Annotated in this window: 13 protein-coding genes, 2 rRNA genes, 1 other RNA gene and 1 other annotated feature; of the genes, 14 read left to right on the forward strand and 2 right to left on the reverse strand. The window is 51.8% G+C overall.

What is annotated here, in order from left to right:
- A 5S ribosomal RNA gene (rrf, locus tag ABS784_RS16300) occupies positions 1-77 on the forward strand; the annotation flags it as partial.
- Between the two features lie 44 nt (positions 78-121).
- On the opposite strand, the gene ABS784_RS16305 is transcribed toward rrf, so the two are convergent.
- A complete protein-coding gene (locus ABS784_RS16305; protein WP_011229524.1) occupies positions 122-1099 on the reverse strand; it encodes a YaaC family protein in 978 nt (325 codons plus the stop codon).
- A gap of 125 nt (positions 1100-1224) precedes the next feature.
- Here ABS784_RS16305 and guaB point away from each other — a divergent pair, with 125 nt between their 5' ends.
- The 5 genes from guaB (at position 1225) to serS (ending at position 7343) form a co-directional block, all read left to right on the forward strand.
- Entirely contained in the window at positions 1225-2691 is a 1467-nt protein-coding gene (guaB, locus tag ABS784_RS16310) for an IMP dehydrogenase (RefSeq protein ID WP_011229525.1), read from the forward strand.
- A gap of 104 nt (positions 2692-2795) precedes the next feature.
- Positions 2796-4154 (forward strand): serine hydrolase, encoded by a 1359-nt coding sequence (locus ABS784_RS16315; RefSeq protein WP_011229526.1) that lies wholly within the window; start codon positions 2796-2798, stop codon positions 4152-4154.
- A 130-nt stretch (positions 4155-4284) separates the two neighbouring features.
- The gene (pdxS, locus tag ABS784_RS16320; protein ID WP_011229527.1) at positions 4285-5169 is read left to right on the forward strand and encodes a pyridoxal 5'-phosphate synthase lyase subunit PdxS; all 885 of its coding nucleotides are present in this window, start codon (positions 4285-4287) and stop codon (positions 5167-5169) included.
- Between the two features lie 24 nt (positions 5170-5193).
- Positions 5194-5784 carry a pyridoxal 5'-phosphate synthase glutaminase subunit PdxT gene (pdxT, locus tag ABS784_RS16325; RefSeq protein ID WP_011229528.1) on the forward strand — a complete coding sequence of 197 codons (591 nt, stop codon included), beginning with the start codon at positions 5194-5196 and terminating at the stop codon, positions 5782-5784.
- A gap of 9 nt (positions 5785-5793) precedes the next feature.
- Positions 5794-6014 (forward strand) — a binding site (T-box leader).
- A 54-nt stretch (positions 6015-6068) separates the two neighbouring features.
- On the forward strand, positions 6069-7343 hold the full coding sequence (gene serS / locus ABS784_RS16330; protein WP_011229529.1) for a serine--tRNA ligase: 1275 nt from the start codon (positions 6069-6071) through the stop codon (positions 7341-7343).
- 221 nt (positions 7344-7564) lie between these two features.
- Here the strand turns inward: serS and ABS784_RS16335 are convergent, their stop codons facing one another.
- The gene (locus ABS784_RS16335; protein WP_014194557.1) at positions 7565-8851 is read right to left on the reverse strand and encodes a glycoside hydrolase family 18 protein; all 1287 of its coding nucleotides are present in this window, start codon (positions 8849-8851) and stop codon (positions 7565-7567) included.
- 85 nt (positions 8852-8936) lie between these two features.
- Here ABS784_RS16335 and tadA point away from each other — a divergent pair, with 85 nt between their 5' ends.
- From tadA to ABS784_RS16375, 8 genes are all read left to right on the forward strand, one after another.
- Complete coding sequence (gene tadA / locus ABS784_RS16340) at positions 8937-9434, forward strand: tRNA adenosine(34) deaminase TadA (RefSeq protein WP_352513279.1); 498 nt, start codon at positions 8937-8939, stop codon at positions 9432-9434.
- A 38-nt stretch (positions 9435-9472) separates the two neighbouring features.
- An RNA gene (gene ffs / locus ABS784_RS16345) (signal recognition particle sRNA large type) lies at positions 9473-9737 on the forward strand.
- A gap of 117 nt (positions 9738-9854) precedes the next feature.
- The gene (gene dnaX / locus ABS784_RS16350) at positions 9855-11534 is read left to right on the forward strand and encodes a DNA polymerase III subunit gamma/tau (RefSeq protein WP_011229533.1); all 1680 of its coding nucleotides are present in this window, start codon (positions 9855-9857) and stop codon (positions 11532-11534) included.
- A 26-nt stretch (positions 11535-11560) separates the two neighbouring features.
- On the forward strand, positions 11561-11884 hold the full coding sequence (locus tag ABS784_RS16355; RefSeq protein WP_020279743.1) for a YbaB/EbfC family nucleoid-associated protein: 324 nt from the start codon (positions 11561-11563) through the stop codon (positions 11882-11884).
- 8 nt (positions 11885-11892) lie between these two features.
- The gene (gene recR, locus ABS784_RS16360; RefSeq protein ID WP_011229535.1) at positions 11893-12489 is read left to right on the forward strand and encodes a recombination mediator RecR; all 597 of its coding nucleotides are present in this window, start codon (positions 11893-11895) and stop codon (positions 12487-12489) included.
- Between the two features lie 23 nt (positions 12490-12512).
- On the forward strand, positions 12513-12737 hold the full coding sequence (locus tag ABS784_RS16365; RefSeq protein ID WP_012820427.1) for a YaaL family protein: 225 nt from the start codon (positions 12513-12515) through the stop codon (positions 12735-12737).
- A 78-nt stretch (positions 12738-12815) separates the two neighbouring features.
- Positions 12816-13079, forward strand: a complete 264-nt coding sequence (locus tag ABS784_RS16370; protein WP_011229537.1) for a pro-sigmaK processing inhibitor BofA family protein — start codon at positions 12816-12818, stop codon at positions 13077-13079.
- 246 nt (positions 13080-13325) lie between these two features.
- Positions 13326-13386 (forward strand): 16S ribosomal RNA (locus tag ABS784_RS16375); the annotation flags it as partial.

Genomic DNA, 13386 nt, shown 5'->3' on the forward strand with positions numbered 1-13386 from the left:
CGAACACGGAAGTTAAGCCCTCCAGCGCCGATGGTAGTTGGGGCCAGCGCCCCTGCAAGAGTAGGTCGCTGCTAGGCGAAAATCCCCTGCTGTATATACAGCAGGGGATTTTTGATTTGATTCAACCCAAAAATTTCCGCATTAAGTATTCATGAAGCAGCAACGGCACTTTTTCCGCCGACACGGAGAGAAACTCAAGAATAAAAGTGTATGCCTTGCTTGGGTAAGAATGGAGAAGCTCGCTCCACCATTCCGTCTCATAGCGCGAAATCATGCTCAAGTTATACAGCAACAAGTAATGGGCGTGTATTTCTGGAAGCGAGAATGTTTTCTCTTTCTTGACTGGAATTCGGAGTGTACCGTCAAGATGGAATAAAAACGGACCTTCTCCGGCCGGCGACAGCGGCGATTCTATATGAAAATACAGAAATTCTCCTTCTTCTTTGGCGAACGAAAGCCGCTTTCCTTGTCCTTCTTCACAGAGATATTGGACAAAGCGGGACAACGACATATGGTAGTGGTCCAAAATCACTTTTGGGATGGCGAGCATCGGCGGCGAAGCAGTATGTACAACAGGCAAGGATAACGGTTTTTTTCGCCCGCTTAGAAGAAAAAACGTTTCATGCAACTCGCTAATTCGTTGCAACAGCGTGCCCATGCGAAATTTTTCCCCAGCTTCTTGTTTCACATGAAACATTTTTTCAGAAAAATGTGCGAATAAACCGTTTTTTTGTATTTTCACTTCATCATCTAAAAATTCGTAGCCCTGTTTTTTTCGTTTTCTTGCTGATACACCATGGGCCAAGACCGATGTTGATTCCGGGTAGTCGGGGTCGACAGTGAGCAGGCATGCTTTTAAGAGCTGCACCATGCCGTAAAACAAGAGAACTGGCTTGATGGACAGCGGCGCCTGCTGGGCAGCGGCGTAAAAGTTTTGCCCGTGTTCCAGATAATATAAAAATGGGTAACAGTTTGCATAACTGCGTTGGACGGCGTCATCCCGCTGCAGCTGTTGATAGCATTGCCGCAAAAATTGCTGCGCAGTATCGGCCGAGCGGAAAACAGAAAGGCGAAACAGTTGACCGTGATTTCCGAACATTTTTACCCCCCTTACATAGAATTGTCTTGAAATAACTGAAAAGTTGGACATTTTCTTGATTCCTTGACAGTAGTTTAACCAGTTGTTAAGCTACTAATAATATTTCCGGACAAGGGGGAGAAAACATGTGGGAAGCGAAATTCGCCAAGGAAGGATTGACGTTTGATGACGTTCTTCTCATCCCAGCGAAGTCGGACGTATTGCCGCGCGATGTTGATGTAACCACGAAGTTGAGCGATACGCTGCAGTTGAACATCCCGATTCTCAGCGCTGGGATGGATACGGTCACCGAAGCGGAGATGGCAATTGCGATGGCGCGTCAGGGAGGCCTTGGCATCATTCACAAAAATATGTCGATCGAACAGCAGGCCGAGCAGGTCGACAAGGTGAAACGGTCGGAACGAGGCGTCATTACGGACCCGTTTTTCCTAACGCCGGATCATCAAGTGTATGATGCAGAACACTTAATGAGTAAATATCGGATCTCGGGGGTGCCGATCGTCAACAACCCCGAGGAGCAAAAATTGGTCGGCATTATTACGAACCGTGACTTGCGTTTCATTCAAGACTATTCGATTAAAATTTCCGAGGTAATGACGAAGGAAAACTTGATCACTGCTCCGGTGGGGACAACGTTGGAGGAAGCAGAGAAAATTTTGCAGCGACACAAGGTCGAAAAACTGCCTCTTGTTGATGAAAACGGTGTGCTGAAGGGATTAATTACGATCAAGGATATTGAAAAGGTCATTGAGTTCCCGAATTCGGCGAAAGATGCGAAAGGGAGGCTGATTGTCGGGGCGGCCGTCGGGGTGACGGCGGACACGATGATTCGCGTCAAAAAGCTTGTTGAGGCAGGGGTTGATGTCATTGTCGTTGACACGGCGCACGGCCATTCGAAAGGCGTCCTAGAGACGGTGGCCAACATCCGACGCCAATACCCGGACTTGAACATCATCGCCGGCAATGTCGCGACAGCTGAAGGGACGCGCGACTTGATTGAGGCTGGGGCGAACATTATTAAAGTCGGAATCGGTCCGGGGTCCATCTGCACGACCCGGGTTGTCGCCGGGGTTGGTGTGCCGCAAATTACGGCGATCTACGACTGTGCGACTGAGGCGCGCAAACATGGCGTCCCGATCATCGCTGACGGCGGGATCAAATATTCCGGCGACATTGTGAAGGCGATCGCGGCTGGGGCGCATGCGGTTATGCTCGGCAGCTTGCTTGCTGGTGTTTCCGAAAGCCCGGGTGAGACGGAAATTTACCAAGGCCGCCGCTTTAAGGTGTACCGGGGCATGGGATCGGTCGCAGCCATGGAGCGCGGCAGCAAAGACCGCTATTTTCAAGAAGATGCGAAAAAGTTTGTCCCGGAAGGCATCGAGGGACGCGTTCCATACAAAGGGCCGCTTGCCGACACGATTTATCAGCTTGTCGGTGGGTTGCGTGCCGGCATGGGTTATTGTGGAACCCGCAATTTGGAAGAGCTGCGCGAAAAAACGCAGTTTATCCGCATGACGAGCGCGGGGCTTCGTGAAAGCCATCCGCATGACGTGCAAATTACGAAAGAAGCGCCGAACTACTCTGCTTTTTGATCGGAGTTGCGCCGATCGGCTCAACTTTGACGGAGACATGTCCTCCGTCTATTTTTTTGGCCGACGGTATGTTACAATAACGGTTGTGTGAGGAGGGTGTCATTGTGAGGAGGAGAAAACAAAACTGGTTGTTTTGGTTGCTGTCGATTTGCCTTTGTTTAACGTTTGGTCCGTTTCAACAGACGGTGAAGGCGGAAAGCGCCCCGCTTGACATCCGGGCGGACGCTGCGATTTTAGTGGATGCACAAACGGGAAGAATTTTGTATGAAAAAAATATCGATACGGTGCTTGGGATTGCCAGCATGACGAAAATGATGACCGAGTATTTGCTTCTTGACGCCATTAAGGCGAAGCGCGTCAAATGGGATCAAATGTACACGCCAAGCGATTACGTGTACCGGCTGTCGCAAGACCGGGCGCTGTCCAATGTCCCGTTGCGAAAAGATGGCAAGTATACGGTGCGTGAGCTGTACGAGGCAATGGCCATTTATTCGGCGAACGGGGCAACGGTCGCAATTGCTGAGATCATCGCTGGATCGGAGAAAAATTTTGTGAAAATGATGAACGACAAAGCGAAAGAGCTTGGGCTGAAAGATTATAAGTTTGTCAATGCCACAGGGTTGAGCAATAAGGATTTAAAAGGATTCCATCCGGAAGGGACAAGCACAAATGAGGAAAACGTCATGTCCGCACGTGCGATGGCGATGCTTGCCTACCGGTTGCTGAAAGATCATCCCGAAGTGCTGAAAACAGCGAGCATTCCTCATAAAGTATTCCGGGAAGGAACAAAAGATGAAATCAAAATGGACAACTGGAATTGGATGCTGCCTGGGCTTGTGTACGGATACGAAGGTGTAGACGGGTTGAAAACCGGCTATACGGAATTTGCCGGCAACTGTTTCACCGGGACGGCGAAACGAAACGGCGTCCGCTTGATTTCGGTTGTCATGAACGCGAAAGATGCGAGTGGGAAAACAACAAAAGAGGCGCGCTTTAAAGAGACAGAAAAACTATTTAACTACGGATTCAACCAATACTCCCTCGAGACGCTTTATCCAAAAGGGTACCAGCTGAAAGGAAAAGAAACACTTCCGGTCGTGAAAGGGAAAGAAAAAGAGGTTCGTGTCGCGACAGGAAAGAATCTGGATCTGCTTGTGAAAAACGGCGAGGAAAAACAATACAAACCTGTATATGTGTTGGACAAGAAAAAAATGACAAAAGAAGGAAAGCTAGTCGCCCCTTTGAAAAAAGGGGAAACAGTTGGATATATGACGCTCGAATATAAAGGGGACGACTCCCTTGCCTTCTTAAGCCCAGACATGCAAAAAAACATCCGTGTGCCGCTTGTCACAACAGCTGAAGTCGAAAAAGCCAATTGGTTTGTTCTTTCGATGCGCGCGGTCGGCGGACTGTTTGTTGATTTATGGACAAGCGTCGCCAAAACAGTGAAAGGCTGGCTGTAAAATCGACTCCCCTTGATGGGGAGCTTTTTTCCATTGTGATTTTTGTAAAAATTGAGGTAAAATAAAACAGTGGAATCGTCCTTTTGCATGCCTCGCAAAGCATAAGGATTAGGAATAGGGGGAATCAACGTTGGCATTGACAGGTACGGACCGCGTCAAACGCGGCATGGCGGAAATGCAAAAAGGCGGCGTCATCATGGACGTCGTGAACGCAGAACAGGCGAAAATCGCTGAAGCGGCAGGGGCTGTCGCGGTTATGGCGCTCGAGCGCGTCCCGGCGGACATTCGCGCCGCTGGCGGTGTCGCGCGCATGGCCGACCCGACGGTGATCGAAGAAGTGATGAACGCCGTTTCGATCCCAGTCATGGCGAAAGTGCGGATCGGTCACTATGTTGAGGCGCGTGTCTTAGAGGCGCTTGGTGTCGACTACATTGACGAAAGCGAAGTATTAACGCCGGCTGATGAGGAGTTCCATATTGACAAACGGCAGTTTACCGTTCCATTTGTGTGCGGTTGCCGCGATTTAGGGGAAGCGGCGCGCCGCATTGCAGAAGGGGCATCGATGTTGCGGACGAAAGGAGAGCCGGGGACAGGCAACATCGTTGAGGCCGTGCGCCATATGCGCAAAGTGAACGCGCAAATTCGCAAAGTCGTCAACATGAGCGAAGATGAGCTTGTCGCTGAGGCGAAACAGCTCGGGGCTCCGGTTGAGGTGCTGCGCGAGATCAAGCGGCTTGGCCGCCTGCCGGTCGTCAACTTTGCCGCCGGCGGTGTCGCGACACCGGCTGACGCTGCCTTGATGATGCACTTGGGTGCGGACGGTGTCTTTGTTGGGTCTGGCATTTTCAAATCGGAAAATCCGGAAAAATACGCGCGCGCGATCGTAGAGGCGACGACTCATTACGAAGACTATGAATTGATCGCACACTTGTCGAAAGGATTGGGCGGCGCGATGCGCGGCATCGATATCGCGACATTGTTGCCGGAGCACCGGATGCAAGAACGCGGCTGGTAAGCTAAATAAAGGAGCAAAGCAACGATGAAAATAGGTGTACTTGGACTGCAAGGAGCTGTGCGGGAGCATGTTCGCGCCATTGAGGCGTGCGGCGCCGAGGCGGTCATCGTGAAAAAGCCGGAGCAGCTTGAAGGGTTGGACGGTCTTGTGCTGCCGGGCGGCGAAAGCACAACGATGCGGCGGCTCATCGACCGCTATGGGCTGATGGAGCCGCTCAAGCAATTTGCCGCTGCCGGCAAGCCGATGTTCGGCACGTGCGCCGGACTCATTTTGCTGGCGAAGCGAATTGTCGGCTATGACGAGCCACATTTAGGATTAATGGACATTACAGTCGAGCGGAACTCGTTCGGTCGGCAGCGGGAAAGCTTTGAGGCGGAGCTGTCGATTAAAGGCGTCGGCGATGGCTTTGTCGGCGTCTTCATCCGCGCTCCGCATATCGTGGAGGCCGGGGACGGGGTCGATGTCTTGGCGACATACAATGACCGCATTGTCGCCGCTCGACAAGGACAGTTTCTTGGCTGCTCGTTCCACCCAGAGCTGACCGACGATCATCGATTGATGCAATACTTCCTCAACATGGTCAAAGAAGCGAAAATGGCGTCAAGCCTCAAGTAAAGTGATCAAGCGAAAGCGATGAGAGGAACGAGTAGCGGGATGCCTTCCTTATCAGAGAGCCGGTGGGCGGTGCGAACCGGCAGGGAGCTCCTGTGAATCCATCCTCGAGCAAAACGTTGAACGCCCAAAGGGCCAGTAGGCGTTTTCGGCCGCCGCCGTTAACGGCAAAAGGGGAAGGCATAGCAAGCCTTCAATAAGGGTGGCACCGCGGGATGGCTCCCGTCCCTTTTTTGGGACGGGGGCTTTTTTATGTATAATATTGAATGGAAAAGGAGGTAAAAGCCATGCTGGATGTGAAAATATTGCGCACCCAGTTTGAAGAAGTGAAAGAAAAACTAATGCAGCGCGGCGGGGATTTGACGAACATCGACCGCTTTGAACAATTGGACAAAGACCGCCGCCGCTTGATCGCGGAAGTCGAAGAGCTGAAAAGCAAGCGCAACGATGTGTCGCAGCAAATCGCTGTCCTAAAGCGCGAGAAAAAGGACGCCGAGCCGCTGATTGCCCAAATGCGCGAAGTCGGTGACCGCATTAAACGGATGGATGAACAAATTCGCCAGCTTGAGGCGGAACTCGACGACTTGTTGTTGTCGATTCCAAACGTGCCGCACGAATCAGTGCCGATCGGCCAATCAGAAGAGGACAATGTGGAAGTGCGGAGATGGGGAGAGCCGCGTTCGTTTTCCTTTGAGCCGAAGCCGCATTGGGAAATCGCCGATCGGCTCGGTTTGCTCGACTTTGAGCGAGCCGCCAAAGTGGCGGGAAGCCGATTTGTCTTTTATAAAGGGTTAGGAGCGCGGCTTGAGCGGGCGCTCATCAACTTTATGCTTGACATCCATCTCGATGAATTCGGTTACGAAGAAGTGTTGCCGCCATATTTAGTGAACCGGGCGAGCATGATCGGAACCGGACAGTTGCCGAAATTTGCCGAGGATGCGTTCCATTTGGACAGCGAAGATTATTTCCTCATTCCGACCGCTGAGGTGCCGGTGACGAACCTGCACCGCGACGAAATTTTGGCCGCAGATGATTTGCCGATTTACTATGCGGCCTACAGCGCCTGCTTCCGCGCGGAAGCCGGGTCGGCCGGCCGTGACACGAGAGGGCTGATCCGTCAGCATCAGTTCAATAAAGTCGAGCTGGTAAAGTTCGTAAAGCCGGAGGACTCGTACGATGAATTGGAAAAGCTGACGCGCCAGGCAGAGACGATTTTGCAACGGCTCGGGCTTCCGTACCGCGTTGTCGCCTTGTGCACCGGAGACCTTGGATTCTCGGCGGCGAAAACGTACGATATTGAAGTTTGGCTGCCAAGTTACGGAACGTACCGGGAAATTTCGTCGTGCAGCAACTTTGAGGCGTTTCAAGCGCGCCGTGCCAACATCCGCTTCCGTCGGGATCCAAAAGCGAAACCGGAGTACGTGCATACATTAAACGGTTCGGGGCTAGCCATTGGGCGGACGGTCGCCGCCATTTTGGAAAACTACCAGCAAGAAGACGGCTCGGTCATCGTTCCGGAAGCGCTTCGTCCTTACATGGGGAATCGGGACGTCATTCGCTGAAAAAAAGGTGCTTGAGGCAAATCGTTGGTTGACTTTTCCCGACTGCCGTGTTATAGTGAATGACGTTGGCAATGAGGAACAAGAAGTCTTGTTCTTGGCCAAGACGATGATGAAGAGGACTGACGCGCATAAGAGGAGATTGTCATCTGAAACGGCTGACCGCCGAAAGCCGTTTCCCATCATAAAAAAACCCGCCGTTGACCGGCGGGTTTTTTATGCCTTTATTTTTTTACAACAGTAAATTGATCAGCGATCAGCAGCCAGTTTTGTGGAAAATCAATGCCAAGTTTCCAATAGCTGACCCCGCGCAAACCAAGTTCCTTCACGAGATTAAATTTTGCTTGAATGGAGCGGGCGTCCTCAAACCATACTTCATGCTCGCGTCCGTTTTCGTCGCGATAGCGAAAATGCGGTGCCTGCGCCTCCGTATCGTATTCGATGGCAACGTTATACTTTGCGGCGAGGGCGATGGCTTGCTGCGGGCTGATGGCCTGGGCGTACGGGCCGCCGGGTACATATGGCAGCGTCCAGTCGTAGCCATACAAGTTTTGCCCCATCAAAATTTTTCCGGCTGGCATTTCAGAGATGGCGTACTCGAGAACGCGGCGGACCGGACCGATCGGGGACACCGGCATCGGCGGCCCGCCGCTGTAGCCCCATTCATACGTCATGATCACGACAAAGTCGACAATTTGTCCATGGGCGCGGTAGTCGTGTGCTTCGTACCAACGTCCGCGCTGGGTCGCGCTCGTTTTCGGCGCTAAGGCGGTCGACATCATCCACCCTTCTCGTGCAAACCGCCGTTTCGCTTTGCGCAAAAACGCATTATACGCCTCACGGTCTTCCGGGCGCAAATATTCAAAATCAAAATGGATGTCGCGGAAGCCATACCGTCTAGCGGTCGCGACAATGTTGTCGAGCAGACGATTTTGCAGCGTTTCGTTTGTTAACATAAGCGCGCCGAGCTCGTCGCTGAACTGCCCGTTTTCAATGTTGGCGACAACCATAACGAGCGTGACGCGGTTGGCGCGGGCAATATCCGGAAAGTCGTCAAGCGGCGGCTCTTGCAATGTCGCGTCGCGTCGGATCGCAAAATAAAAAGGACTCAAATAAGTCAAATACGGAGCGGCTTCGCGAGCGCTCGCCTCCAGCGCTGGGCTGACAGTCGCGCCGCGCGGTTCAATATAGGCGTTAAACTCCGCTCTTCGCTTGGCGCCGGGCGGTATATAAAGCCGCTGCCCGACCTTAAGCGGAGCGTTTAAGGAGAGGCGATTCACTTCGGCAAGCCGCTGCATCGGAATCGAAAATCGGCGTGCAATCGACCATAACGTGTCGCCGCGCTGCACCCAGTAAAAACGACCGACGATCGGGATCACGAGCGCCTGGCCGACAACGAGTTTATCAGGGTTTGGAAGCTTGTTGGCCCGGACAATGTCTTCCGCCGTGGTCCCGTATGCCTCAGCAATTCCACTTAACGTTTGTCCACTCTGCACTACGTGGATTTGCATACTTGACCTCCTAGTTGCGTCTTTATTCTCCATATTCTATGATGAAAAGAAAGGAGAAATGACCGTTTGTGTGAAGGGGTATACGATGAACACCGACGAGTACTACATGCGATTGGCAATGGAAGAAGCAAAAAAAGCGGAGCAGATCGGCGAAGTGCCGATCGGCGCTGTCATCGTTCAAGACGGCCGCGTCATCGCCCGCGCTCATAATTTGCGGGAAACCGAACAACGCGCCATCGCTCATGCAGAAATTTTGGCAATCGATGAAGCATGCCGGGCAACCGGTTCATGGCGGCTTGAGCGGGCGACGTTGTACGTAACGCTTGAGCCGTGCGCCATGTGCGCAGGCGCCATTGTTCTTTCCCGCATCGAACGGGTTGTATTTGGCGCGTTTGACCCAAAGGGAGGGTGCGCTGGGACATTGATGAACTTATTGCAGGAAAGCCGATTTAACCATCAGGTTAAGGTGGTAAGCGGGGTGCTTGCTGACGAGTGCGGTTCGCTGTTGAGCCAATTTTTTCGACGATTGCGCGAACAAAAGAGAAATGTTGGCAGGAGTGCCAACGAAAATTCCGTCGATTGACATTGCATTTTTTCCGCTAACGAGCTATACTGATAGTGCCGTGCTAAGCGGGGAGGTAGCGGTGCCCTGTACTCGCAATCCGCTCTAGCGAGGCTGAATTCCTTCTCGAGGTTAGTCTGTTGCGAGGCCTGTCTCAAGCAAGTGGTGTTGACGTCTGGGTCCCGCGCAATGGGATTCCGTGAACCCTGTCAGGTCCGGAAGGAAGCAGCAGTAAGCGGATGCTCCCATGTGCCGCGGGGACGCCTGGGCTGAGCTAACTGCTTGAGCAACGCTCGGGGCAGCTAATCGACAGAAGGTGCACGGCCTTACATAGCGATAGGGAACAAAACCCACTCATGGCGAGTGGGTTTTTTGTTATTTCAAATTGCAATAGGAAGTTATATAATAGATAGGACGAGAGAAAGAGGAGGGCCGTTTTCCGTGGCATACCAAGCGTTATATCGCGTGTTTCGGCCGCAGCGCTTTGCGGACATGGTCGGCCAAGAACACGTGACCAAGACGTTGCAAAGCGCCCTGCTTCAACATAAAATATCGCACGCTTACTTATTTTCCGGCCCGCGCGGTACAGGAAAAACGAGCGCAGCGAAAATTTTCGCTAAGGCGGTCAACTGTGAACAGGCGCCAGCGGCGGAGCCATGCAATGAGTGTCCAGCTTGCCTCGGCATTACGAATGGAACGGTTCCCGATGTGCTGGAAATTGACGCTGCTTCCAACAACCGCGTCGATGAAATTCGTGATATCCGTGAGAAGGTGAAATTTGCGCCGACGTCGGCCCGCTACAAAGTGTATATCATCGACGAGGTGCATATGCTGTCGATCGGTGCGTTTAACGCGCTGTTGAAAACGTTGGAGGAGCCGCCGAAACACGTCATTTTCATTTTGGCCACGACCGAGCCGCACAAAATTCCGACGACGATCATTTCCCGCTGCCAACGGTTCGATTTTCGCCGCATCCCGCTTCCGGCGATCGTTTCACGGCTAAAGTATGTCGCAAGCGCCCAAGGTGTCGAGGCGTCCGATGAGGCATTGTCCGCCATCGCCCGTGCTGCAGACGGGGGGATGCGCGATGCGCTCAGCTTGCTTGATCAAGCCATTTCGTTCAGCGACGGGAAACTTCGGCTCGACGACGTGCTGGCGATGACCGGGGCTGCATCATTTGCCGCCTTATCGAGCTTCATCGAAGCCATCCACCGCAAAGATACAGCGGCGGTTCTTCAGCAGTTGGAAACGATGATGGCGCAAGGGAAAGATCCGCATCGTTTGGTTGAAGACTTGATTTTGTACTATCGCGATTTATTGCTGTACAAAACCGCTCCCTATGTGGAGGGAGCGATTCAAATTGCTGTCGTTGACGAAGCGTTCACTTCACTGTCGGAAATGATTCCGGTTTCCAATTTATACGAGGCCATCGAGTTGCTGAACAAAAGCCAGCAAGAGATGAAGTGGACAAACCACCCGCGCCTTCTGTTGGAAGTGGCGCTTGTGAAACTTTGCCATCCATCAGCCGCCGCCCCGTCGCTGTCGGCTTCCGAGTTGGAACCGTTGATAAAGCGGATTGAAACGCTGGAGGCGGAATTGCGGCGCCTGAAGGAACAACCGCCTGCCCCTCCGTCGACCGCCGCGCCGGTGAAAAAACTGTCCAAACCGATGAAAACGGGGGGATATAAAGCCCCGGTTGGCCGCATTTACGAGCTGTTGAAACAGGCGACGCATGAAGATTTAGCTTTGGTGAAAGGATGCTGGGCGGATGTGCTCGACACGTTGAAACGGCAGCATAAAGTGTCGCACGCTGCCTTGCTGCAAGAGAGCGAGCCGGTTGCAGCGAGCGCCTCAGCGTTTGTATTAAAATTCAAATACGAAATCCACTGCAAAATGGCGACCGATCCCACAAGTTCGGTCAAAGAAAACGTCGAAGCGATTTTGTTTGAGCTGACAAACCGCCGCTTTGAAATGGTAGCCATTCCGGAGGGAGAATGGGGAAAAATAAGAGAAGAGTTCATCCGCAATAAGGACGCCATGGTGGAAAAAAGCGAAGAAGATCCGTTAATCGCCGAAGCGAAGCGGCTGTTTGGCGAAGAGCTGATCGAAATTAAAGAATAAACCGTTTAAAGGAGGATGCCAAGATGATGCGTGGCGGAATGGGCAATATGCAAAAAATGTTAAAACAAATGCAAAAAATGCAAAAAGAAATGCAAAAAGCGCAGGAAGAGTTGGCGGAAAAAACGGTGGAAGGCACGGCGGGCGGAGGCATGGTGACCGTTGTCGCTAACGGTCATAAACAAATTTTGGAAGTAAAAATTAAAGAGGAAGTCGTCGACCCAGACGATATTGAAATGCTGCAAGATTTGATTTTGGCAGCGACAAACGATGCGTTGAAAAAAGCGGATGAGTTGGCTAATGAAATGATGGGGCAGTTTACGAAAGGACTTAACATTCCAGGGTTGTTCTAGGGGGGCGTATGCATTATCCAGAACCGCTATCGAAGTTGATTGACAGTTTTATGAAACTGCCCGGCATCGGCCCGAAAACGGCTGCCCGCCTTGCATTTCATGTGCTGGCGATGAAAGAAGACACCGTGCTTGAGTTTGCCAAAGCGCTCGTTGATGTCAAGCGGCATATTCATTATTGCACGATTTGCGGACATATTACAGATACAGACCCTTGCTACATCTGCAAAGACGAGCGGCGCGACCGGACGACGATTTGCGTTGTTCAGGATCCGAAAGATGTCATCGCCATGGAGAGGATGAAAGAATACAATGGCCTGTACCACGTGTTGCACGGGGCCATCTCGCCGATGGAAGGCATCGGACCGGAAGATATTAAAATCGCCGAGCTGCTCACGCGATTGCAGGATGAGACGGTCCAAGAGGTGATTTTAGCGACCGACCCGAACATCGAGGGAGAGGCAACGGCGATGTACATCTCCCGCCTGTTGAAGCCGACAGGAATCAAAGTCACCCGCATCGCCCATGGCTTGCCGGTCGGCGGCGACTTGGAGTATGCGGACGAAGTGACGTTATCAAAGGCGTTGGAAGGGCGCCGTGAGCTATAGAGAGAAAGAAGGTGGGGATCGGTTTGTTATGGCGGCGAAAGGGGAAACTAAAGAGACAATTTGATGAGAAGTTAATGGCTGAACTACAAAAGGCTAGAACTGAATGGCTTGAGCAGAAACAACTCATCGAAAAAAGCGTCGATCCGTCTCCGGAGGTGCTGAGCGCATTGCAACTCGCTGAGGCCAAATATTTTTTCCTCCTCCGCGAAGCGAAGCACCGCCGCATCACACTTAAGGAAGTGCGTTAACTTCCTTATTTTTTTGTTCTTTTTTCCCCTGTTTCTCATACGTTGGTAGTACAAGCGTGCAAAAAGGGGGTTCAAACGTTGGAGCCGAAAGTCGTCATTACCGTGTTGCTAGCGCTTATCGCCGTTTTGCTTATCGTCGGCGCCCGTCTCAAAGCGCTTCGCCTGATCGGCTACGCTGCTATCCGCCTGATCGTCGGGGCGCTCGCGCTGTTTGTCATCAACGCCATCGGCGGGCATTTTAACATCCATATTCCGATTAACCTCGTCACCTCAATCGTTTGCGGATTTCTTGGCCTCCCTGGAGCGGCAGCGTTAATCGTGATTGACCGATATATTTTGTAGGCATCATTATTCAAGATGCCTTTTATTTTTTTGTTTAAAAGTTATTGACTTTTATATGACAATGCATTATATTAATTAATGTCGCTGTTCATGAAAGATATGTTGACAGCAAATTAAATGATATGTATAATGATAAAAGTGTGCAAGATAAACAAGTTCCTTGAAAACTAAACAAAACGCAAGCGTCATAAGAAAAGCGGAGGCCGCTTTGGCCGAAGCTGGACAATCCGAAAAGCCAATCAACTTTCTTTGGAGAGTTTGATCCTGGCTCAGGACGAACGCTGGCGGCGTGCCTAATACATGCAAG

The sequence above is a fragment of the Geobacillus sp. G4 genome, assembly GCF_040327975.1.
Lineage (GTDB): Bacteria > Bacillota > Bacilli > Bacillales > Anoxybacillaceae > Geobacillus > Geobacillus thermoleovorans.